Origin of the sequence: Stieleria magnilauensis (genome assembly GCA_007753675.1) — a bacterium.
Classification (GTDB): Bacteria; Planctomycetota; Planctomycetia; order Pirellulales; family Pirellulaceae; genus Stieleria; species Stieleria magnilauensis.
On record CP036432.1, the window covers coordinates 4,626,068 to 4,649,949 of the forward strand.

General features: G+C 60.0%; 18 protein-coding genes. 9 read left to right on the top strand and 9 right to left on the bottom strand.

Annotated features, from left to right (window positions below; all coding sequences use genetic code 11):
- Positions 1-68: 68 nt before the first annotated feature.
- The 3 genes from TBK1r_RS16250 to TBK1r_RS16260 all read right to left on the bottom strand — a co-directional run bounded on the left by TBK1r_RS16250 (position 69) and on the right by TBK1r_RS16260 (position 4,063).
- Positions 69-2,504 (bottom strand): ABC transporter permease, encoded by a 2,436-nt coding sequence (locus tag TBK1r_RS16250; protein ID WP_145212662.1) that lies wholly within the window; start codon positions 2,502-2,504, stop codon positions 69-71.
- Entirely contained in the window at positions 2,501-3,505 is a 1,005-nt protein-coding gene (locus TBK1r_RS16255) for an ABC transporter ATP-binding protein (RefSeq protein ID WP_145212665.1), read from the bottom strand. The genes TBK1r_RS16250 and TBK1r_RS16255 overlap by 4 nt, the downstream gene beginning before the upstream one ends.
- A 111-nt stretch (positions 3,506-3,616) precedes the next feature.
- Complete coding sequence (locus TBK1r_RS16260; protein ID WP_145212668.1) at positions 3,617-4,063, bottom strand: hypothetical protein; 447 nt, start codon at positions 4,061-4,063, stop codon at positions 3,617-3,619.
- A 313-nt stretch (positions 4,064-4,376) separates the two neighbouring features.
- Here TBK1r_RS16260 and TBK1r_RS16265 point away from each other — a divergent pair, with 313 nt between their 5' ends.
- The 3 genes from TBK1r_RS16265 (at position 4,377) to TBK1r_RS16275 (ending at position 7,223) form a co-directional block, all read left to right on the top strand.
- The gene (locus tag TBK1r_RS16265) at positions 4,377-5,312 is read left to right on the top strand and encodes a sensor histidine kinase (RefSeq protein WP_145212671.1); all 936 of its coding nucleotides are present in this window, start codon (positions 4,377-4,379) and stop codon (positions 5,310-5,312) included.
- Between the two features lie 82 nt (positions 5,313-5,394).
- Positions 5,395-6,162 carry a response regulator transcription factor gene (locus TBK1r_RS16270; protein WP_145212674.1) on the top strand — a complete coding sequence of 256 codons (768 nt, stop codon included), beginning with the start codon at positions 5,395-5,397 and terminating at the stop codon, positions 6,160-6,162.
- 839 nt (positions 6,163-7,001) lie between these two features.
- Complete coding sequence (locus TBK1r_RS16275) at positions 7,002-7,223, top strand: BON domain-containing protein (RefSeq protein ID WP_145212677.1); 222 nt, start codon at positions 7,002-7,004, stop codon at positions 7,221-7,223.
- A 223-nt stretch (positions 7,224-7,446) separates the two neighbouring features.
- On the opposite strand, the gene TBK1r_RS16280 is transcribed toward TBK1r_RS16275, so the two are convergent.
- The gene (locus TBK1r_RS16280) at positions 7,447-8,232 is read right to left on the bottom strand and encodes a TIGR00282 family metallophosphoesterase (RefSeq protein WP_145212679.1); all 786 of its coding nucleotides are present in this window, start codon (positions 8,230-8,232) and stop codon (positions 7,447-7,449) included.
- Between the two features lie 257 nt (positions 8,233-8,489).
- Between TBK1r_RS16280 and TBK1r_RS16285 the strand changes: the two genes are divergently transcribed.
- Both TBK1r_RS16285 and rpmA read left to right on the top strand, forming a co-directional pair.
- A complete protein-coding gene (locus tag TBK1r_RS16285) occupies positions 8,490-9,767 on the top strand; it encodes a glutamate-5-semialdehyde dehydrogenase (RefSeq protein ID WP_145212682.1) in 1,278 nt (425 codons plus the stop codon).
- A gap of 144 nt (positions 9,768-9,911) precedes the next feature.
- Entirely contained in the window at positions 9,912-10,157 is a 246-nt protein-coding gene (gene rpmA / locus TBK1r_RS16290) for a 50S ribosomal protein L27 (protein WP_095738091.1), read from the top strand.
- 81 nt (positions 10,158-10,238) lie between these two features.
- Here rpmA and TBK1r_RS16295 read toward each other — a convergent pair whose 3' ends face one another.
- Positions 10,239-11,420, bottom strand: coding sequence for a Gfo/Idh/MocA family protein (locus tag TBK1r_RS16295; RefSeq protein WP_145212685.1), 1,182 nt, complete (start codon positions 11,418-11,420; stop codon positions 10,239-10,241).
- A gap of 378 nt (positions 11,421-11,798) precedes the next feature.
- Here TBK1r_RS16295 and TBK1r_RS16300 point away from each other — a divergent pair, with 378 nt between their 5' ends.
- Positions 11,799-12,581, top strand: coding sequence for a LuxR C-terminal-related transcriptional regulator (locus TBK1r_RS16300; protein ID WP_145212688.1), 783 nt, complete (start codon positions 11,799-11,801; stop codon positions 12,579-12,581).
- A 64-nt stretch (positions 12,582-12,645) separates the two neighbouring features.
- Here TBK1r_RS16300 and TBK1r_RS16305 read toward each other — a convergent pair whose 3' ends face one another.
- From TBK1r_RS16305 to TBK1r_RS16315, 3 genes are all read right to left on the bottom strand, one after another.
- Complete coding sequence (locus TBK1r_RS16305; protein WP_145212691.1) at positions 12,646-14,121, bottom strand: sulfatase; 1,476 nt, start codon at positions 14,119-14,121, stop codon at positions 12,646-12,648.
- Between the two features lie 317 nt (positions 14,122-14,438).
- Positions 14,439-15,356 (bottom strand): DUF58 domain-containing protein, encoded by a 918-nt coding sequence (locus TBK1r_RS16310; RefSeq protein WP_145212693.1) that lies wholly within the window; start codon positions 15,354-15,356, stop codon positions 14,439-14,441.
- Entirely contained in the window at positions 15,353-16,339 is a 987-nt protein-coding gene (locus TBK1r_RS16315) for an AAA family ATPase (RefSeq protein WP_372895906.1), read from the bottom strand. Before TBK1r_RS16315 ends, TBK1r_RS16310 begins: the two co-directional genes overlap by 4 nt.
- Before the next feature lie 391 nt (positions 16,340-16,730).
- Here TBK1r_RS16315 and TBK1r_RS16320 point away from each other — a divergent pair, with 391 nt between their 5' ends.
- On the top strand, positions 16,731-19,043 hold the full coding sequence (locus TBK1r_RS16320; protein WP_372895903.1) for a DUF4159 domain-containing protein: 2,313 nt from the start codon (positions 16,731-16,733) through the stop codon (positions 19,041-19,043).
- Between the two features lie 158 nt (positions 19,044-19,201).
- On the opposite strand, the gene TBK1r_RS16325 is transcribed toward TBK1r_RS16320, so the two are convergent.
- Positions 19,202-20,293, bottom strand: a complete 1,092-nt coding sequence (locus TBK1r_RS16325) for an extracellular solute-binding protein (RefSeq protein ID WP_145212698.1) — start codon at positions 20,291-20,293, stop codon at positions 19,202-19,204.
- On the opposite strand from TBK1r_RS16325, the gene TBK1r_RS16330 reads away from it, so the two are divergent.
- Positions 20,284-21,660, top strand: a complete 1,377-nt coding sequence (locus tag TBK1r_RS16330; protein WP_145212700.1) for a hypothetical protein — start codon at positions 20,284-20,286, stop codon at positions 21,658-21,660. The two genes, TBK1r_RS16325 and TBK1r_RS16330, sit on opposite strands and share 10 nt — an antisense overlap.
- Positions 21,661-21,908: 248 nt before the next feature.
- On the top strand, positions 21,909-23,810 hold the full coding sequence (locus tag TBK1r_RS16335; protein ID WP_145212702.1) for a S8 family serine peptidase: 1,902 nt from the start codon (positions 21,909-21,911) through the stop codon (positions 23,808-23,810).
- Positions 23,811-23,882 lie beyond the last annotated feature (72 nt).

Here is a 23,882-nt window from a genome sequence, read left to right on the forward strand (position 1 = left end):
TAGAGAACTGGAAGGTCGATATAATAACCAAACTTCACGTCAACAGTCCGAGCTTCAACGACAGGGCGTTAAAAATCGCGTCGTGCGAAGTAAACGCACGAAAGCGTTAGCATAACGGCCAAGAACAGGCTGCAACTGACGACCGGGCGAACGATTTTCAGCTGCACCACCTCCTGCTCGTCGTTGGCCACGTCGCCGATCGCGAAGGACGTCTTACCGCTCACCAACGCCGCGACGGTCTGGCTCAATTCCCCCGTCTGCGGTGTCAGCGTTCGCAACGGCGTGATGACGTATCGATCAACACTCCGCCAACTGGTCAGGGAGGGGCGAACGGCCCGTTCGATCGTCACGGAGGCTGTGGCGTCGGGGCCGATTGCGGCAAAGTCGATCGAATCGATGTGGTGCGCGATCGCCAGCCGACCGGATTGCTGGTCGTACTTGATGGCCGTCACTTCGCTCTGAGGCAGGGTGACCCACTCCACCCGATCTCCGCTGCGCGTCGCGACCCGGACGCTGCCGTCGGTCGTCAGCAAAGCGAATCGATCGGTCGCCCCCAATCCCTCTGCGGCCACGACCGTCTGGTCGTCCGGCGAGGGGAACTCGGCCAACAACGCCAGCGAGTCGGCCTGGTACCAACGGACCGGCTCGTCGTCACGGGCAAGCAACACCGACCGGCCCGCCGCCGCCATCGTCGCCCGCGCCGCGTCATTGTCGTCCAACATCAGATCCGCGGCCAACGTCGCCGTCGCCCCTTGCGCGTCGTCACCGCCACCACCGCCGCCGCCACCGGGCAACTCCAGTCGCATCAACCGTCCGCGGGCGTAAACGACCAGCGACCGGCCATCGGGAAGCACATCCAGTCGCACCGGATCGGTCAGCGTGACTCCCTTGGGCAAGATCACGCGAAAGGCTTCGGTCGCACCGCCCTGCATTCGAATCAAGTCGGTGATCCAAGCCGTGACCCCGATGTTGGACACCTCGATGTCCGGCGATCCGTCTTCCGCTTCGGAATCAGTGCCCGAGTCAGTGGTTCGATCGTCGGACGTTTGGTCCGGTTCGTCATCCTCGATCCCCGATTCGTCTAACACTTGCTGAATGGTCGTCGCCATCAGCCCGGTGTTGTTCAATGCGATCAGGCGGTTGCCGACAACCAGCAATCGACGCGTGCCGTTGGGCAGTCGCAATCCCGGGTTGGGCTTCCAGTCCTTGGACCGATCGAGCACCAACAAGTCCAGCGATCCGCTGCCGTACAGATTGAATCGGCCACCCCGGATGCGCGCCGTCGCGATCTTTCCGGGGGCGATGCGAACCGGAGGCACGATCAAATCACGGCGTCGGAAATCGCCTTCGATTACATCGGCCCATTGATTCGATTCGCTGTCGAACCGCTTCAGTTCGCCGCCACGCGTCGCGATCACGATGTCTTGACCATCAAAGGACAGCTGCGAGATACGGTCGGGTGCGCGAACGAGTGCGTCAAAGTATCCGCCGATCAGTCCGATCACCAACACGAAGGCGCCGAACATGCAGGTCACACCGATCGACAGAATCGGAGAGCGCCAGCGCAGCCCGGCGAGCAAGGAGACACTGAAGAACACCGCAAACAAAAACACCGCCACCGGGATGCACCACAACACCCGCGCGTTCCAAATGTCCAGCCGAAAGCCGGAGATCAACCACAGGCCGATCACCAATTGGCTGACGCAGAGAAAGACGAACGCACAACCGCCGATGAACTTTGACAACAGCAACATCGTTCGCGAGATCGGCTTGCTCAACAACAGGTGCAACGATCCCGGTTGCAGCATGTCGGGAATGATCGACGCGGTGACCAAGATGCCTAGAAAGATCAACGCAAAACCGAGCAACCAATCCATCATGATCGGGACGACAAACTGATTGATCAGCGAAACGAATTGTTCTTTGCCGATCAGAAAGAAGGCCGGAAAGTCGAAGCCCGCGTAGGACAGGGTGATGGACCGCGCCGACATCGCGGTGAAGACGCCCGGCAACGCCGCTTCGATCCGCAACCGCGCCCGTCGGCGACGTTCCGGTTCACTGATTTCATCGTCCGGGATCTCGTCCAACTCGCGAAGCTCGCGCAGCCGGACCGTCGTTCGCCACGCTTCGGCATCGTACCAGTCTTCGTTGTCCAGGGACTCGTTGAGAGAATCGGCCAGCGCCCCCTTGTCGATCCGAACGTCTTCGCCGCGGGCGACCTGGCGAAGCTTCCGTTTGATGTCTTCGGGAAAGGTACGGGCAAGTCGCCCCAGGGCCGTTTCTGATTCCTCGGGATCGACCAGCCCCCGCGCGAGCATCGCCTTCATCTGCGTCCCGTTGTCCAAGTCGAACCAACGAAACGTCGTCGTATAATCCTCGTGGTATCCGATCGGTGCCAGCGCGGCCAAGAAGATCCAAATCGCCACCATCGCGATCCAGAGGATCCGCGACGAAAGTGCCGAATGAAACGAGTCCGCGATCACGGCCAAATAAGGTTTGATCATGACAGCACCTCCTCGCCGGCAGCCTCCTCGCCGACAACCTCCTCGACTGAGTCCGTTCCCACCAGACGCATGAACGTTTCCTCCAAGGACTCACGACGCACTTCCAATCGAGCGATCGATTGATCGTTTCGCCGCAGTTGGTCCACGATCGCATTGATCTGATCCTGGTCAACGACCGCGATCGACAAACGGAACGCCTCGCGAACTCGGGTCGATTCGATGTCGACCGTGATGGAGTCGCCGAAGATCGCCTGCCAATCCGGTTCGACGTCGCCGGGCACTTCGACGATCAGCTTTTGTTGGTCGCGGTGCGCCAGTTCATCGATCGGTCCGATCGCTTTGATTTCGCCCTTGGCCAGGATCGCCACTCGCGTGCAAACCATCTCCACTTCCTGCAGGATGTGGCTGTTGAGGAAAATCGTCTTGCCGCTGTCACGCAACCGATCGATCACTTTGCGGACTTCGTTGCGGCCGACCGGATCGAGCCCGTCGGTCGGTTCATCCAGGACCAGCAGATCGGGGTCATGCAGCAGCGCCTGGGCGAGTCCGAGACGCTGGTACATTCCCTTGCTGAACCGACGGACCGACTCGCGATCACGTCCTTCGAGCCCGACCAGTTTCAGCAACTCGTCGCTGCGCGAGTGGATTTCGGCCGCGGTCATGCCACTCATTCGGCCGTAGTAACGGAGCGCCGATCGCGCCGAGTGATGGCGATCGACGCGTAACGATTCCGGCAGATAACCGACGCGCGAGCGGGCGGCGGAGCTGCCGATCGGTTGCCCGAGCAATCGGGCATGGCCGCCGGAGGGTTTGACCACGCCCAACAGCATTTTGATCAGGGTCGTCTTCCCGGCGCCGTTGGGGCCGAGCAAGCCGAACACCTCGCCCGGAAAAGCTTGCAGCGAAACGCCGCGAACGGCATCGATGCGGCGGCGTCCGGTCAGCGACAGACTGCGATACGTTTTTCGCAGCTGATGGACATCAACGATGGGGTCTGGCACGGCGGATCTTCAATGAGTGGCGGCGTGCCGACCAGTATAACGCCGGGTCTTGAAATCCGCCCGGGTGCCCCGACAACGACCCGCACTAGCGAGGCGCCGCGTCGCGGACGTTTATCCGGAAACCGAGCTGATCATCAGATAGCCCAGCCAAACGACGGATACGGCGATCACGGCGGCAGCCAACAAACGGTGCCCCGGGTGACGCCAGTCCGGGCGTTGGACTTCGCGCTCATACAGGCTGCGAAACCGCTCACGCTGGTTCTCCGTCGTGAACACCCCGTCTTCGACCAACTCGTTCAAGCCGAATTGAGTCGAGTACTCCACGACTCCATAGACGCGGTGACGGCGATCCAGTTCGTCGACCCCGACGCCCTCGAAGTACCAGAGTTGGTTACCGAACTCGGTCTCCGTCTCGGCGCGGTTGTCGATGCAACGCAACTGCAAGATCTCGCTGCGTTGGGGGCAAAAGCGAGCGCGGATCATGGCACGATTGCAATCGAGCCTGACCTGGCGGATGGTCGCTTCTGAAAACCGGATGACCTGGACGTGGCTATTCATAGATCCCTCTCTTCATTTCCCGCCTAGTGGAAACTAAATTCACTTAATCCGATTATTGCCGGGAACCTAAGTTCCGTCATGGTCAGAAAACCAAAAAAGCGGACCGAATCTTGATTTTTTAAGATGGGTCGCTTCGGCGTCGGTCAAACTGGCGGATCCTCGTCGTCTTTGTCGGTTCAAAATCGGCCTTGAATGAACACGTGCACAGACTTTTTGCGGCTCCCCGAAATGGGGTGCGGTTAGCACAAAGACGTCGGGCGTTAAACTGGCCCGCGACTCCGGTTTCTTCTCCGCTCCCCCTTTCCGACTAGACATGCTCGAACGTCGTTCCCTGCGGGCGCCCGTCACACTGGGCGTCGTCCTGATCGTCCTGGTCGTGATCCTCGGTGCGATCTGGGCGATCTCCAGCTTCATCGGATCCGAACGCAGCGGGCTGTTCTGGACGCTGTTTATTCTGGGCAGCCTGTTGCTGCTGAGCATCCTGGCCGGCGTGATCGTCTACCTGACGCTGACTATCAAAGCCGTCCGCTTGAATCAACGGCAATCCAATTTCATCGACTCGGTCACCCATGAATTGAAAAGCCCGATCGCGTCGTTGAAGCTGTACCTGCAGACCATGTCGCGACACAGCGTCGATGAGTCGCAGCAACGCGATTTCCATCGCATCATGTTGGATGACGTCGAGCGACTCGACGCCCTGATCAACCACCTGCTCGATGCGGCGCGGATCGATCGCGGCAACGAGCCCGAGGACGACGAGGTGTTCCGGCTTGACCAATTACTGGCCGAATGCGGCGAAGCGGCGTGCATGCGTTACCGGTTGCCGGTCGAAACGGTTCGAATCGATTGCCCGCCGGTGACGATCCGCAGCCAATCGGTGCAGCTGGAAATCCTGTTTCGAAACTTGATCGACAATGCCATCAAGTACGGCGGTTCGCCTCCCGAAGTCATCGTGTCGATTCGCCCGGTCGAAGGCAAAGAGGATCAAGTGGTCGTCTCGATCACCGACAACGGCGCGGGGATTCCGTACGACAAACGCCGCAAGATCTTCGGGCGTTTTGTGCGGCTGGGCAACGAGCTTGAACGCAGCACGCCCGGCACCGGCCTGGGGCTCTACCTGGTGCGGACGGTCAGTAAAGCCGTCGGGGCGAGCGTGCGGATTCGCGGCCGACGTGAAATCGATGGGGTCGCCGGAACCGTTTTTGAAGTCACAATGAAACAAGCGGTCTCGGACGTGCCGACGGAATGACACGGCACCAAATGCCCCGCACCAGGATGGCCGCCCGACCAGACGCGTTTCCCGTTCTCGTTTCCACGTAGTTATTGTCGCCATGCGCCCGCATATCCTTGTCGTCGAAGATGAAAAGCACTTGGGGGTCGGGATCAAGTACAACCTTGAAGCCGACAACTATCGTGTCACGTTGGTCGAAGATGGGCCGACGGCGTTACGCTTGATCGATGCATCCAACGAACCGATTCATTTGATCGTCTTGGATCTGATGCTGCCCGGGATGAGCGGTTACACGGTTTGCGAGACGATCCGAGACGCTGGCGTCACCACCCCGGTCCTGATGCTGTCGGCCCGCACGCTGGCCGAAGATCGCGCCCGGGGTTTTGACGTGGGGGCCAATCAGTACATGAACAAGCCGTTCGAACTGGATGAATTACTCAGCCGGGTGAAAAACCTGCTCCAACACTCCCAGGCATCGTCGGCAAACGCGTCGCCGCGCCGCATCCGCGAGTCGATCGAACAGATCGCGTTCGGCGATGTCTCGGCGCACTTCCTCAATCACGAAGTCACCGTCGGGGGCAAGTCGGTGCCGATGACACCCAAACAGTTGAAGCTGCTGCGGTACTTCGTGGAAAACCCCGACCGCGTGATCAGCCGCAGCGAATTGCTGAGCGAAGTCTGGGAGATCAGCGGGAATCTGCAAACCCGCGCCGTCGACCAAACCGTCGCGCAGCTACGCAAGATCATCGAACCCGATAGCAGCCAACCGGTGCACCTGCTGACGATCCGCGACGCGGGGTATCGCTTTATCCTGGGGCCGGCGAATGCAAAGCAGGAACAAAACGTCGAAGAAGAAACAGACCAGTAACCGCGGTCGCTGATGCGTTGCCCGACGTGGGGTCAGCTTCCAGCTTGCCTGCCTGGAAGCGTCAGCTTCCCGCTTCTGCGAGGCACACTCGCAACCGCCAGCCTATAGGCTTGTTCATTGAATCAGCCGTTTGGCCACGGGGCATCACAGACCGAGAGCGTGGTACGACAAACCGATCGAGCAGGACCGGCGCATAAAAAAAAGCCCCCGGTCCAGTACGAGATCCTAGGGGGGCGGAGGATAACGCGCTATGGGACCGGGAGCCGGTGGATTTTCGGGTGAGTGGATTGCCACTCGATTCGGTTCGACGCGGTCCCTTGCTTCCTTGCCGGGACCTGCCGAACGCTTGCCAGTTTCTCGCCGCCTTCACCGCCACACAAGATTCGATCCGTCGAATCCGTGCCGTACGATTTGTCCGCAGCTACCGAAGAATCGATCAATGAATTCCAAGGTGCCAGTGCAGGATCACGCCAGCGAGTCGCTTCGATCACCGGGCTTTGGCTTGGCTCACGGCCAAGTGTCCCAGCGATGGGCGGAAGATACGGGCGCCCCTTCGCAGCGGTCAAGGCGGATCATGCGCGGATCAGAAATTGTTTTCTTGAATGTATTTGCTAGCAATTTGCGGACTGTCCGTCAGCAGCCACCGACGGCATCGCCTGCACGCGTCAAGCCTGTTGCGATCGTTCGAGCAAGCGTTTGGAATGTAACAATTCGTCTCAAATCGACTTGTCAGATGATGTTTGGAACGTTCGATTTTTAACAAATTCCTGTAGGCAATTTCCTTGCTATGTGTGATATTTGATTATTCAGCCAATCACCACTGACGACAGAATTCATTCATGACAACGATGCAAGCCCAAGAGATCGTCACAGCGGCTTCAGCGCTTCTCGCGAAGAGCTCGGTCCAGGAACTTCGTTCACTCCGCGTGGATGAAGATGCCAATGAGCTGCGGCTTCGCGGCAAGGTTCGCAGCTTCTATCACAAGCAGTTGGCCCAAGAGGCGGTGCTGCCCGTTGCCGGGTCGTTGCAAGTGGTCAACCACGTGGACGTTCACAACTAGTCAAACACAGCTCAATTCCCAAGTAGTGGACGAGGCGACGAGTCCCCGGTTTCCAAGTAGTGGACGAGGCGACGAGTCCTCCGTAGTCGGCACACTGGCGACCGCCTACCCGAAAACGAACGTGCCGCAGAAACGCGGTCAGGTGCCAAAATTGCGAAGCACCCTTGGGTGCCATTTGGGTTTTGGTACCAGCCCCCTTTTCGGCGCCTTTTATCGGCGCCTTCTAATTGACGATCACGCGCTGTTCGAATCGTTCGATCTTCACCGCGCGGCCTTCGGCGTCGGATTCGACGATCGCCCCACACAGGCGGACATCACCGGTCGCGACGTGAAAGTGACAGGGCTCAGCGGTGCGAGTCGTGTGAGTGACCCGTTCGATGTCTCTTCCGATGATACTTTCGTAGGGACCGCACATCCCGACATCACATTGAAACGCGGTTCGGCCGGGCAGGATGCAGGTGTCCGCGGTGGGGACGTGGGTGTGCGTGCCAAGCACGGCGGTGACTTTTCCGTCCAGGTATCTGCCGAGGCACTGTTTGTCGCTGGTGGCTTCGGCGTGCACGTCGACCAAGATTTGATCGGTATGCGGTTCGATCTCGGCGAGCACTTCATCGAGTGCTTTGAAGGGACAGTCCACCGGCCGCATGAAAACGCGTCCCATGATGGAGACGATCGCCAAGGGTCGGCGTCCGCTTCGTTTGATCAGTGTCCAGCGGCGGCCGGAGGCTTCGTCGGGGTAATTGGCCGGTTTGACGATGCGATCACTTTTTTCCAGTGTGGTGACGATCTCTTTGCGGCGGAAGATATGATCGCCGAGAGTGACCCCGTCGATGCCGCTGTCGATCAACCGCTCAAATTGTTTCGGCATCAATCCCGAACCGTCCGAAGCATTTTCGGCGTTGGCGATCACGTAATCCAGGTCCAACTCTTCGCGGATCCGCTGGGTATATTGCAGCACCGCATTCATGCCGGGTTTTCCTACGATGTCTCCAAGGAAGAGGAATTTCATACCGGCCGAATCGTTGCAGGTTGGAAAAGGCGGACGTCGATTGCACGGCAGGGGGCCGCCCCTCCCGCACGGTCAAACGGTATCGGTGTCGCCGCCAGTCGTCAACGAGCAAGACTCCAAGTGACAGCGGTGGCGACCTGCGACGAATCGACGTGTCGGCCAATGGAGGTTCCTTCTCGGCACAGTTTGGCTATGGTGATAGTGTCCCGAGCACCCCTGCGTGATCCATTCCTTACTTTCATCACATTTTCACGTCCATGAACACGGCCGCGCCAACTCTCGACCTCGCCGCTTACTGCCGCGACACTGCGCAACGCGCCAAACAAGCCTCCGCGGAACTGGCCACCCTGGATGCGGAGATCAAGAACCGCTGGTTGAACGAATCGGCCGACGCCTTGGTCGATTCGGCCGACCAGATCATTGCCGCCAACGAATTGGATCTGGCCGCCGCGCCGGGATACGGATTGACCGATGCGGCCGTGGATCGATTGAGGCTGAATCCGGACCGCATCGGTGCGATCGCGACGGCGCTTCGCGAAATCAGCATGTTGGCCGATCCGGTGGGCGAGGTTTTGGACGGGTTCACCCGCCCCGGAGGGCTGCAGATTCTGAAAAAACGCGTTCCGCTGGGCGTGGTGTTCTTCATCTACGAAAGCCGGCCCAACGTCACTGCCGACGCCGCGGCGATCTGCGTCAAGAGCGGCAATGCGGTGATCCTGCGTGGCGGCAAAGAAGCGATCCACAGCAGCCGCGCGATCGTCGACCTGCTGACCGCCACGGCGGAAACCTGCGGCTTGCCCGCGGCGGCTGTCCAATTGGTTTCGACGACCGATCGGGCCGCGGTCGGCGAATTCCTGTCCCTTCATGATTCGATCGATGTGGCCATCCCCCGCGGTGGCGAGGGGCTGATCCGCCGCGTGACCGCCGAGGCCACGATGCCCGTGATCAAGCACTTCGACGGAAACTGCCACGTTTACATCGACCAGTCCGCCGACGTCGACATGGCCAGCAACATCGTTCACAACGCCAAATGCCAACGGATGGGTGTCTGCAACGCCTGCGAGTCGCTGCTGATCCACGAGTCGATTGCCCCCTCGGCACTGCCGGTCATTGCAAAACGTCTGCAAACCGAATCGGTGGAAATTCGCGCCGATCAGGCGGCCGCGGCATTGATCCCCGACAGCGTGCCCGCCACCGAAGCCGACTGGGGGACGGAGTACCTGGGGCCGATCATCAGCGTTGCCGTCGTCAAATCCATCGACCAGGCGATCGGGCACATCAATCGGTACGGCTCCCATCACACCGATGCCATCGTGACCCGCGACCTGGCGGCGGCCGAGGCGTTCACCGCAGGCGTGGACAGTTCCGCCGTGATGGTCAACGCGAGCACGCGTTTCAACGACGGCGGCGTGTTCGGGTTGGGGGCGGAGATCGGAATCTCTACCGACAAATTCCACGCCCGTGGACCGTGCGGATTGCGCGAGTTGACGACTTACAAGTACATCGTCAAGGGCGATGGCCAGATCCGCACGTGAGACAAACCTCCCCTCGGGCGGGGTGCTATAGACGCTCCATCGGCGAAATCTGCGCCATTCTGCCCCCGGAAACGGGTTGAAGTCCCGGGGAACTGTCGATATTCTCCTGGACCCCCAAAAAACTCAACGATTCAGGTCAATCAGATGGCACATAAGAAAGGTCAGGGATCCAGCCGCAACGGCCGTGATTCCAACGCGCAACGTCGTGGCGTCAAAAAATTCGGCGGCGAAGCAGTCAACGCAGGCAACATCCTGATCCGTCAGTGCGGCACCCGCTGGCGTGCCGGTCGCGGAGTCGGCCAGGGTAACGATTACACCCTGTTCGCTCTGGTCGACGGAAAGGTCGAATTCGACCAGAAAGGTCGTCGCATCAACGTCGTCTCGGCGTAGCAACGAGCGAAACCAAAGTGAGCGAGGCTTCCAGCCTGTCGACACCGAGCCGACAGGCTCCAAGACCTCTCTCACGACCACCTATCCTGCTCCATCTTCGCCTGCGACATCGACCCATCGCTGCTCGCGATGGCTCTTCAGAATCGCTTCGCAGAGCAGGATTTCGCGGTGCCCCTCCTGGAATGTCGGGTACGGCGCCGGCCCGGACACCTCACCTTTGGCGATCGAACCGTAGAAGCAACGAAACAACTGCTTAAAGGTATCGGGAAATCCTTCGTTGTGACCGCCGGGATAACTTGAGATCGCCGCGGCCGAAGCATCCATCAGTGCGGGGTCGCGAACCATGCATTCATTGGGCTGATCTCGGCTTCCGATCTCCAACCGATTAGGCGACTCGCTGTTCCAGGCCAAGGACTGTTTGGCCCCGGCCAGTTCGTAGCGGAGGCAATTCTTTTTGCCGGCCGTCGTTTGTGAGACCCACAGGCACCCGTTTGCCCCGCCGGCGAACCGCAACAGAATCGCGCCGCAATCTTCCGTCGCGATCTCCACCGGTTCGCTTGCCGCCGCAGTTGGTCCATCGTCGCTGTTCGCGCCACCGGAATAGGTCTCCACTGAGCCGGTGGGCCGCTGCCGCGTCGGGTGGACCGTTCGAAGATCGGCGCAGACGGATGTGATGTGCCGGCCGGTGATGAACTGGATCAAGTCCAGCCAGTGCGTGCCGATGTCCGCGACGGCTCTCAATTCCCCGCCGTCGGCAGCCAGCACGCGCCAGTTGAAATCGGTTTCCTTGAGCAGCCAGTCCTGGACGTAGGAACCGGTGACGTGCAACAGGTTTCCCAACGTGTCGTTGCGGACCCGCGCGGCCGCTTCGTGACACAGCGGATAGAACCGGATGTTGTACGCCACCGCCGCGGCCCGCCCGCTCTGTTTGGCCAGGCGCACCAGTTCGCCAGACTCGGTCGAGTTCATCGCCAGTGGCTTTTCACAGACGACATGCTTGCCCGCCCGCAACACCGCTTTGGCTTGATCGAAGTGCAACCGATTGGGCGTCGCCAGATGGATGCAATCGATCGACGGATCAGCCAACGCCTCTTCAAACGTGCCGAACTCCGTCGGCAGCCCCAGACGCTCGCACGCCGCCCGTGATTTTGCCGGCGTCGACCCCACGATGCCGTCAACCTGCACCCCGGCGCGGCGCAACGCTTCCACATGAACCGGCCCGATGAAGCCGGTCCCTACCACCACCGTTCGAAACGTAGCCATCGGTCACCCGCAACGCGTTGGAAATAAAAACCACGCGACACAGTGTGTCGCATTGACGTCATGGGTTCCAGGTGAGGGGACGGCAGAAAACGGGGGGGCTCAGGACTCGCATCTCAGTGCTCGCAATGCAGACCGACCGCTCCGTCGCCAGTTGAATTTTGCGCTGTTTGCGGCGACCCACATGCGTGGATCACGCATGCGTGTTTGACACTGCGTGATGTGCGCGTGTGCCAAATAACACCCGCGTATGACACGCCCTCGCGGTGGGTGAGGGCGAACGCTCATACCAGCCGATGCAACTGGTGATGAGCAAATTCCTTACGCGGTTGTGAATGTTTTCCGCCGCCACCACCGACGCCAACGCACGAAGGCGAATTGATGATGAACCAACACGAAACCCCGTTGGGTCTGCCCCCCGCTCCCCGCCCGGCCGTCTACGCGGCCAGCAAGGACGCCGGCTGGCTCTCGAAGGTCGGACAGGCGGCTCAAGCAGAGAACTGTCGTTTCCAAACCTCCTCTTCGATCACCTCACTGATCAATCAGGCCGCCGCCGATAGCGATGTCGCTTGCGTGCTGTTGGACTACGACCCGCGCATTCAACAATGGACCAGCATCGAGCAGTTGTTGTTCGAAAAGAACGTGGTCGCGCCGGTCGTCTTGGTCTTGGATGAATCGAGCGGCATGGCGGCCTCGGAAGCCGTCGCGCGGATCGCGCACGTCGTAGCGATCAACTCGATGGAACTGCCCGAGATCATCGAAACGATCCAGCACGCGATCGGACTCAGCACGCTCGTCGAGCATCAGTTCGACGTCTTGCGATGCCATCGGCTGTATCAAGGATTGCCGGATCGTCAGCGACAAATCGTCGACTATGTCGTCGAAGGCGCTCCGAACAAACAGATCGCGACGAAGCTGAAGGTGTCGGTCAAGACGATCGAGCGTGAGCGACAAAAAGCGTACCGTCAGCTGAACGTGCGCAGCACCGCGGAGATGACTCGCGTGGTGATTTTGGGCAGCCTTCATGACGTCGTCTTCCCCGCGGGCAAGCCGGCCAAACCCACCGGTGGACTTCGGCTCGACTCACGCAGCAACGGGGCTAGCCCCGTTGCCCCGATCACGACCAAGCCGACGAACGTCTTCAATCCGCAGATGCCGCGCTGACGCGCGGTCAGGTGGGATCAGCTTCCAGCTGATCAGATCGCAAGCTGGAAGCTTACGCCACTCCTTAGAGTCTGGTGGGATTGACGGGGACGCTGGGGATTTTGCCGCTGGCCTTCATCCGCAACTCCGCTCGCAACCTCTCGATCACCGCTCGGTGCCTTGCATCGGGCTCGATGGCCAAGTTCTCGAACTCCAACGGGTCGGCGCGATGATCGTAGAGTTCGACGCCGGCGGCACCTTCGGCCCATTCGGTGTAGCGATAGCGGCTGGTGCGAATGCTGCACCCCATCACTTGTGTGGCCAACCGATCATCGGCAGGGCGCAAGACTTGAGTGATCGCTTGGCCGTTCCATGTCGCCAGCGGATCGTCCAGCAACGTGGCCAGATCTCGGCCGGCCAGTTTCGGCGGCGCCTCGATTCCCGCGGCCGAGACAACCGTCGGGTAGATATCCACAAACTCGATAATGCGTCGGCACGGCTGGCCATTGCCCGCAGCTCCGGGAACACGAATGATCAGCGGTGACCGGGCCGATTGTTCGAACAAGGTTCGCTTTTGCCAGATCCCGTCATGCTCGCCGAGGTGATACCCGTGGTCGCTCCAAAACACCACGATCGTGTTCTCGGCCAATCCCAATCGCTCGACCGCATCGAGCAGCCGCCCCACTTGCGCGTCGACAAACGAAACGCACGCATAATACGCCTGGGTGGCTTTGCGGAGCGTCAGGGGATCAAGGTTGTAGTTGGGGATCGGGCAATTGTGGGCGAAGGCAGCGGTCGGGATGTCGTCGCGATCACCCGGAGGTGCATACGGCAGCGACACCGTGTCGAGCGGATACATGTCAAAGTATTTTTTCGGCGCGACGTAGGGTGTGTGGGGCCGAAAGAAGCCGACGCCCAGAAAGAACGGCTTGTCGCGGTTGGCCTCCATCAATCGAATCGCTTCGCTGGCGATCATGCCGTCGGTTTGCTCTTCATCGCGGCCGTCGGCGGCAAGCCATGAGAGCGCCGCGCTGATCTTTCGGTGCGGTTCGGCGTTAATGATCAACGCTTCATCGGTCTTGTCGCGGCCTTTGGGATTGACGGTCAGGTTCCAGGACGGCGGATCATCGAAGCCGTCGGTGCCGATCGATGCGGGGACGTTGTAATGATAAATTTTGCCGACGCGTGCGGCCAAGTAATTTCGCTTCTGAAAGGCTTGGGGCAACGTCACCACATCGGGCAATTGGTCACGGAAGTGGCGGTCCAAATCGTAAACGCCGATTTCATCGGGTCGCCGCCCGGTCATGATCGACGCCCGCGTCGGATTGCACAGCGGCAACTGGTTGTAGGCGTTTAAAAAGCACACGCCCGATGCGGCCAGCCGGTCGATATTCGGCGTCTTGGCGAACGGATCGCCATAACACCCCAGCGTCGACGCCAAGTCATCGACCGCGATAAACAGAACATTGGGCGGCTCGGCGGCTTGCGATCGATTCGCAACTCCGACCAACAGCAGTGCGGCGATCGCGAAGGCTCGACCGAGCGTGGTGAATGCGTTCATGTTGGATGGCAGAATGAGACGGGGCAGAATGATGAAGAGGCAGAATGAGCGGATAAGGTTGATCTGGCGCGTCGGCGCGGACACATCCTACTTCGTCAACGAGGGTTCCGCCAAACCCGAGGGGTGTCTGGGCACGCAGGGGACAGAAGAGCTGGCAAAACGATGGGGGCAAAACAATCTGTCTCCTTTAGCATCCTCGCCCCCACTCATCTCTCCACATCATTCTGCCCCGTATCATTCTGCCAAATCCCCCCCCATCGTTTTGCCCCCATCGTTTTGCCACCATCGTTTTGCCACTCCCTCCGCGTCTCAGCCAGCTAAAACCGGCTCTGCCGCTGCGTCAGATACTCGGTCAACGCGGTGTCAAACGGCATGCTGGTATCCAGCGGGACGTAATCGATTTGCAGTTGATTGCAGCCGTCGCGGTAGGCGTCGCGAAACTCGGCCAGCGCCGCCAGATAGTCTTCACGGAACCCGGTCGCATCAACGGACACCGATTGGCCGGATTCCGAATCGGTGAACTGCACCGGACCATCATAAGGGAATTCAACTTCGGCCGCGTCCAGGATGTGAAAGACGATGACGTCGTGTCCGGCGTGCCGCAGTCGCGCCAATGCCGAGACGACTTCTGCGATTTGTTCTTGCCACGTTTTTTCGTCATCTTCACTGGGCCACAAATCACTGAACAGCATCACCAGCGAGTGTTGTTTCAACATCGCGGCGACTTGTGTCAACGATGCCGGGACGTCGGTCGCGCCGGCGGGCTTTAGGTTCGAGAGTCTGGCGATGACGTCGCCCATGTGTCCGCGGCGGGAACGCGCCGGCAGCGAGGCGTGGACTTTCTCGTCAAACGTGATCAGCCCGACGGGGTCTTGCTGCATGATCATCAAGTACGTCAGCGCGGCGGCTAAACACGTCACGTACTCGAATTTCGTCATCGACTGGTTTTCGGTAAACCCCATCGACTTGGACAGGTCGATGACCAGGTACCCGATCAGGTTGGTTTCCGATTCAAAGCGTTTGACAAAATACTTGTCGGTCTTGGCGTAGACCAACCAATCAATCAGCTTGGGATCGTCGCCGCGGTTGTAGCGTCGGTGTTCGCTGAACTGGACCGAGAAGCCGTGAAAGGGGCTGCTGTGCAAGCCTTGCAAGAACCCCCGCACGACCATCCGGGCGCGCAAGTCCAGCCGTTTGATACTCTGCAACGCTTCGGGCGAGAGCAGGGAGCTCATTTGGCCAGCTTTTCGGGTTGCGGCGGTCGGATGTCATCGAGCAATCGCGTCACGAGCGAGTCGCTGTCCATCCCTTCGGCAGTCGCTTGGAAATTGGTCCCGATTCGGTGCCGCAGAACCGGCAGCGCAATCCGCCGGACGTCATCGACGTCGACACTGAACCGGCCTTCCATCGCCGCCATTGCTTTGGCGCCGGCGATCAAGTTTTGGCCGGCTCGAGGTCCCGCGCCGAAATCGACCAACTCGCGAATGTAGTCGGGTGACGTTTCGTCCGACGGCCGAGTCGCGCGGACGATGCTGGCGACATACTTGATCACGAACGGGTTGACCGCCACGCTGGTGACGAGTTGTTGGACATTCAAGATCGCTCGTGCGGACAAGACCTTGTTGACCGTCGCGGTTTCGCCGCGGGTCGTCGTCGTCAGAATTTGTTCTTCTTCAGCCGCCGAGGGATAGTCCAGTTTGATGTTGAACATGAACCGGTCGAGTTGGGCTTCGGGCAGCGGATAGGTGCCCTCCTGCTCGATCGGGTTTTGGGTGGCGATGGTGAAGAACGGTTTGGGCAGGGCAAAGGTTTCGCGCCCCACGGTGACCTGGCGTTCCTGCATCGCTTCGAGCAATGCGGCCTGGGTCTTGGGCGGGGTGCGGTTGATCTCGTCGGCCAGCAAGATGTTGGCAAAGATCGGGCCTTCGACAAAACGGAAACTGCGTTTACCGTGTTCGTCTTCTTCCAGGACTTGTGTCCCGGTGATGTCCGAGGGCATCAGGTCGGGTGTGAACTGAATCCGTTTAAACGACACATCCAGAATGCTGGCCAGCGTGCTGACGATCAGGGTCTTGGCCAATCCCGGCACGCCTTCGAGCAAGCAGTGGCCGCGGGTGTAGATCGCGGCCAACAATTGTTCGATGGTTTCGGATTGTCCGACGATGACTTTGGAAAGTTCGCTGCGGATCGTCGCTTGATGGTCGGAAAACTCACGCAGGACGTCGCCGAGGTTGCGTCCGGGCTGGCCGCCAGGTTTGCCGGCCGGCGGATGGGGTGGAGTCGGGGCGCTCACGATAGGGCAGCTACCTTGCAATGTGATTGGGAAGAATGTCTCGGCACGGACCGAAAGCTGAAAAGCGCCAACGAAGGGCAGTTTCTACCGGATCAGTCGAACGATATCAGTCCCGCGGCGTAATCCCAAGTCCGTAAAATAACGGACGGGCACTGCCGCTGCGGACATGCTCTGCCGCAATCAGCCCGTGGCAAACCGCCGAGGTTCCAAATGATATCAGCCGGACTGCGACAGCGTACGGGCATGACCATCGCTCGCACCGACCAATCAGTGTAAGATGCAGACCTGGGTTACTGGTAAGGGGGGGGACCACCAATTGTTACGCTGCATCACTCTGTTTTTGTCGCTCGTGGTCGCGTCGGCCGCCGTTCCTTCCAAAGTCCACGCCGAGGTGGATGCTGCGGCGGTGAATCGCGCGATCGATCGCGGCGTTACCTATCTTCGCAGCGCCCAGAACGATCGCGGCGGTTGGGATGAGTTTCAGGGCCAGTCGTGCGGCCTTTCTTCGCTGTGCACCCTGGCATTGCTCAATGCCGGGGTCTCGCGTGATGATCCCGCGATCAAGAATGCGATGACGTATCTGCGGGCCACGGTTGCCGAGAGCACGTACTCGGTCGCGCTGCAAACGCTGGTGTTTTGTCAGCACGGATCGGCCAGCGATCTACCGCGTATTCGCAACAACGTGACTTGGTTGACCGAGGCTCAGACCGCCACGGGGGCGTGGAGCTACGGCGGTAAACGACAATTCGGCGGCGACCCCTCGAACGCGCAGTTCGCACTCCTCGCTCTTGGGGCGGCCCAAGACCGTGGCGTGGCGGTCAAGCCGGAGGTGTTTGAACAAGCGATCGACTATTGGGAATTGCAGCAGAATCCCAACGGCGGATGGAGCTACACCGGCGGTGCACCGACCGGAAGCATGACCTGTGCCGGGATCGCGTCGCTGATCATCGCCAACGGCCGCCTGGGCAACGCCAGTTCATCGGTCAAGGACGGCAGCATCGAATGCTGCGGAGGTGATTCCACGAAACAAGATCCGATCGCGCGCGGCCTCGATTGGCTGGGCAAACGATTCAGCGCCGAAGTCAATCCCGGCGGCAGCGCCGACACCTATTACTACTATCTGTATGCCATCGAGCGGACGGGGCGACTTTCCGGACGCCGCTTCTTTGGCGGTCACGATTGGTATCGCGAAGGCGCCGAACGACTGATCCGCCAGCAGGACGGTTTTCAAGGGTTTTGGGAAGGCGGACAATGGGAACGCCCCACCGTCGCCACGTCGTTCGCGTTGTTGTTTCTGTCCAAAGGCAAACGCCAGGTCGTCGTCGGGCAACTGGAACGCGACAAGACGGACCAACGGGAATGGCAACCCCACCCGGACGCGTTGCGGCAACTGGTGCGGCATGTCGAACGGGCTTGGGGGCGCGACCTGACTTGGCAAACCGTCCAGCTGGAAAACGCCGGCTTGATCGACTTGTTGCAAACACCGGTGTTGGTCATCAGCGGCAAAGAAACGCTGTCGTTGAGTGCGGAGAAAAGCGAGCTGCTGAAGGATTACGTGGACCAGGGCGGCACGATTGTGTTTGACGCCAGCGGCGACAGCGGCTGTGGTAACGCGGCGAATTTTCAAAACAGCGTCGCCAACCTCTGCGCCCAGTGGTACCCCAATGCCCCGCTGGAACGCTTGCCGACATCACATCCGGTGTGGAACGCCGAACGCAATGTCGATATCACCGCGATGCCCAACGGGTTTTGGGTCTATGGCGTCCAAGCCTGCTGTCGTACCGCCGTCTTTTATGTTCCGCAAAGCCTGACCTGTCGTTGGGAATTAGGCGACCGGCTGTTTCAACGTGGTGAAACCGACGATCCGGTTCGACGCCAAATCGATCACTCCATCCGTATCGGACAAAACATCATCGCCTATGCGACCGGGCGTGAATTGAAAGACAAGCTGGACGCCCAGATCGTGCTGCAGGCCGACGCGATGGAATTGACCGAGCGGGGCACGACGCGCATCGCTCGGCTGGACGTCGGCGCCGGCGGCGAAGACGCGCGGCGCGCGCTGCCCAACGCATCGACCATCATCCGCAATCAAACGCAGGTTGCGATCAGCGTGCCCGAAGACCCGGTCCGGTTTGACGAGCAAGCCTTGGCCGAAGTGTCGGTGCTGTGGGTCCACGGTCGACGCGACTTTGTGCTGTCCGCCGAGCAGCGTGACGCGCTGCGCCAATTCATCGAACACGGCGGCGTGATTTTGGGCACCGCGATCTGTGGCGACGAAGCATTCGCCCAAGCGTTTCGTCGTGAGTTGGCCGCGGTGCTGGGCCAGAACTCGCTGCAATCGATGCCTTCGGACCATCCCATGCTGACCCCGCAGTACTTCGGTTACGATTTGCGGTCGGTCACCATCCGGCGGATCGGTCGCGGAGCCGGCGGCCAACAAATCCGTCGGCAAACCTCACCACCCATCCTGGAATACGCCGAAGTCGATGAGGTGGTCGCGGTGGTGTTTTCGCCGCTGGACATCAGCTGTGCGCTCGAAAGTCAAAACTCCGTCCAATGCCCCGGTTACGGAACCGAAGACGCCGCCAAGATCGTCACCAACGTCGTGCAGATGGCGTTGAATCAGTAGGGTATGCCGGCGGAAATCATTCCGTAGCGTTTGCCCCAAAAGCAGACCTGGGGTTACGCCCGGATTCGCTGGGGCTCATCCGGTCTCACCCCAGGCTATGTTGTGGATCGCCGTTGGCGAACCGAGCATTGGATTCTGCTTCGTCCTGCATCAGATTGTCAATCCGGGAATACCGCCATCACTTCTTCGGCCCACTCGGTCCAGCCCTCCGCGGCGGCTTCGAAATCGACTTTCATCCAGCGCACCGGTTCTTTCGGCATCACACGCGGCCGGTACTCGCTGTCACGGCTGATCGGCAATTGGCTGCTGTCCCCCATCGCCAACCGGTCTTCGGTTTGAGCAGAAACCAGGTAGTCGGCAAGCGATTCCGCGGCGACGGGATGGGGAGCGTCCTTCAAGATCGCCAACGTGTTGGGAATGCGTAGGGTTCCCGGTTGATCGGATTGCTGATCGGGGAACACGATCGCGACGTTTCGCAATTGATCTTTCTCGATGATCGCGTCGTCGGTGTCGGTCAGCCCCCAGGCGACTTCGCCCGACGAGACCGCCAAGGCGACTTGCTTGTTGCCCGACAACACCACCGCGTTGTCGTGAATCTGTTTCAAGAACTCAAGCGTTTCATCATGACCGTCGCGGACACGGAGCACCGCAAAATGCGTCGCCGTGGTGCCGAACAACGGTCGAGCCATCGCGCAGTTGTGTTTCCATTTCGGATCGATCAGATCGGCCACACTGCTCGGGTAGTCGCCTTTGGAAGGAATCTTGTCGGTGTTGATCAGCAACACGCGCGCCCGGGCAGCAAATCCACACCACGTACCGTCGCTGGCGATCATGTCGCTGGGCCAACCCGGGGCAACGGCCCACGTCCGCGGTTTCAACAGACCGAGCTTTTGCAATCGAACGGTGTGCATGATCTCGTTGTTCCAGAACACGTCACAAACCGGCGAATTCTGTTCAGCGAGAATTTGATTGACCAGGCCGACGGTTTTCGTCGATTCGACATCAAATTTGCCGACGATCCCGGTCTCGTAGTCCACACTTCGTTCATAAGCGGCAAAAATCGGTGTCGCAAACTGCTCGTCGAGCGCCGAGTAGACCACCACGTCCCGCTCCGCCTTCGGAACACATGCCGCAGTCGAAAACACAAGTGGGCAGATCAGCAGCGGCCAATTCAGCAGCCACAACCGCGACCGAGCGAAGGTGAATCGTCGTTTCGCGACCGGCAGGTTAGAATGGTGCAATGGTTTCATTTTTTGAAGATCGTTTGGTCCACGTCGAAGGGTGCTCCGACCCGGCACCTGTTGGTGTGTTGCCGCGCAAGCTTGCCATGCAAATGCGTGCCCGTTGCCGGAGCGGCATTCTAACACTGATCGCCATGATCGGCATCGCGGCGCAGAGTGCTACGGTCGCATCGGCGCAAACGCCACCCCCAATGCAAGTGGTTGAGGGAAAGCACATTGTCCTGAAATCCGATTCGGGGTCACGGGAATCGCTGGTCGAGTTGGCCGAATCCTATGACGCCGCGGTGCCCCAGTGGGAACGGTTTTGGCAACTGCCGCCTGGGACGTTGGATCGATGGCGGGTCGACGCGTTTGTGATGGCCGATCCCCAGCGGTTTCGTGACAGCGGAGATCTACCGCCGGATTTGAGTTTTCCGTTTGGCTATGCCATCGATTCGAACATCTGGGTGATCCGCCAAAAAAGCGACTACTACACCCGGCATTTGTTGTTGCACGAGGGCGTGCATGCATTGGCGATCGAACTGTTCGGCGGCACGGGACCGTCATGGTTCGCCGAAGGGCTGGCGGAAATGCTGAGCGTTCACCGCGGCACGGGCCGTCAGGTCGAAGTCAACGTGGTGCCGGAATCAACGCAACTGGTTCCCTACTGGGGACGTTTCAAACTTCTCTCTCAACGTCGCGATGAGCAGCGGATCCCGACGCTCGATGCCGTGCTCCAGTACCCGCCCGATCTGAAAAGCGACGTCGAATCGTACGGTTGGAGCTGGGTCGCGGCGATGCTGCTCACCGAGTACCCCGAGTATCGACCGGCCGTCTTGGCCGAAGCCAAAAATGGCAGTCTGAGAACCGTCGCGTTTTCGACTGCGTTCAAACGGCGATTGAGTCAACAGTGGCCGATCGTGCAAGCCCGCTGGCGGATGCTGACCAACACCATCGACTATGGATTTGATTGGTCGCGCGAGCGAATCGACTTGGCGATCCGCGACAAACTTTGGCGCGGCAACCCGATCGAAACGACGATCCAGGCTGATCGTGGCTGGCAGAGCGTCGGTGTTCGATTCGCCCCCGGCATGCGCGTCAACGTCTCCCCGCGCGGACGATGCAGCCTGGACGACGATCCGAAACCCTGGATCAGCGAGCCTCCCGGGGTCACGATTCACTACGCCAATGATCGACCGCTCGGGCAGCTGCTGGTGTGTGTCTTGCCCAACAAGACCGACGAGCAACGACAACTCGAACCACTGCTGATCCGCAGCGTGGAATCCGACACCGAAATCATCATCGACGAACACTGTTGGTTGCTGTTTCGGATCAACGACGACCTCGGCGATCTGGGCAACAATCGTGGCGGCTACACCGTGTCGATCCGGAGGTAGGGTGCACGTGATGGATTGGTCAAAAAATTGATTGGTCAAAAAATGGGGTGGTTGAAAAACGCTCCGGGTCCGGCGCCTTATTTTTTGACCAACAAATTTTTTGACCATTTCTCCTCCCCAAAATCGACGTTGCCGTCTTCAACCACGTTGCAAAATTGAACCTGACCCGGCTCACCGGTTTTGATACGGTCGGCTCGAACTCGCTGGGTTCCCCGTTCTAATTCTTGCCAGTGTGTGGTGGGTCTGTGATGCGTCGACGAAAAGGATTTCGTGGTGGTGTTCATTTTGCCAGTTGCCGACGGCTCGGGGTCGAATCCCTCGAAACACGTCGACTGCTTGCCGGCGATTCACTGTCTCTGTCACAGCATCCGATTGATGACAGCCCAGCAATCGAAAGCGTCTCCCAACAAATTCAAGACCTTGCTGGCAATGTCAGCGCCTCCGACGCCGCCGGCGATACTCTGCAAACGGCGGCCAACTTTGGCGTGGTCGATGGAACACTGCAGCGTGCCGGACGGCTCAGTTGGTTCGACCGGATCGATGTGGTTCGTTTCGAAATCGCCGCCGATGCCAAGGTGCGGATCACGTTGGATCAACTCAATCGCGACGCGAATCTCTATGTTCTCGATCGCAACGGCAACCTAATCGGTTCTTCGACGCGTTCGTCCAATCGCAGCGAATCGCTTTCGGGGTCGCTGCCCGACGGCGAGTACTACCTCGCAATTTCCTCGGTCGATTATCGAAGCATTTCCTATCGACTAACCTTGGACGTTCAGACATCGCCATCGCAACCGACGGCGAGTCCCCCGGCGGCACCGACGCCGGTACCCCAGCCGTCACCGCCGCCTGAGCCGACCACGGTGACGCCGCTGGCGGAAGTGGCCTATTACGGCGGCAGCCGGGAATGGAATCTGAATGCCGTCGCGGCACCGGAAGCGTGGGCGGCCGGCTACCGTGGACAAGGCGTGACGGTTGCCGTGATTGACACCGGAGTGGATTTGGATCACCCCGACTTGGCCGGCGCCCTGTACGTCAATCCCGGCGAGATCGCGGGCAACGGGATCGACGATGATCGCAATGGATACGTCGATGACGTTTCGGGTTACGACTTCGTCTCCGGTGATGCGATTGCGGACGACGGCAACGGACACGGAACCCACGTGGCCGGCACGATCGCGGCGGGCGATAACGGTTTCGGCGTGACCGGAGTGGCTCCCGATGCCAAGATCCTGCCCGTTCGAGTGCTCGACGATTCCGGCAGCGGAACCGATGGTGGCGTCGCTGCCGGCATCCGCTACGCGGCCGATTTAGGCGTGCAAATCATCAACCTCAGTCTCGGTGGCGGGATCAGTTCACGGATCGCCAGCGCGATCGACTACGCCACGTCCTTGGGCGCGCTGGTGGTGGCTGCTGCAGGAAACGAGTCGGCGGCCAGCCCGAGCTATCCGGCGCGGCACAGCGCCGAATCGACCAGCGTGCTTTCAGTCGGCTCCTTTGACGCGTCCGGTCGCATCGCAGGCTTTAGCAACAACGTGGGCGGCAGCGGGGCGGTTCAAGTCGACGCGCCGGGCGTGAGTGTCTACAGCACCTATGTCGGCGGCGGTTATCGGTCTCTCAGCGGCACCAGCATGGCCAGTCCGCACGTGGCCGCCGTCGCCGCGCTCACGCTGTCGGCCAACCCGCAACTCACGTCTTCGCAATTGCGGGAACTGCTCTCCAGCGGAACCGTCGGACAAGCCGCGGCGAGTGATTCGATCGGCAAGGTCAGCACGTTGAATTCGGTCGCCTTTGCCGCCGCGGGACTAACGTCGGCCGGAGGCATCACCGGTTCGGACTTGGCAACCTCGTCCACCTCTTCGACCCAAGTTCGCGCCGCGCGAGGAATCATCCTGCCCACCCCAACGGACGCGATCGCCCCGCACACACCGAAAGTGGCAGAGCGAACGGAGGAGGGCGTCATCCCCTCGCCCGTCGAAGGGTCTCGCACCAAGAAAGTCGGCTTTGCCGAATCGATGTCATCACAGGCCATCGACGATGTGTTGGCGGACGTTGACAACGATTGGACGGATGCCGCATCAGGGCGTTGCGATGCTGAACCAAGGGTCGAGCTGCGAGCGGGTTTGAATGCGGCGGAGATCATGTGGGGATAATCACCCCCGACTGCTCTCGATCGATGACCAGCTGAGCTACAACTCAACCGGCTTGATCGGCTAGAATGCTCG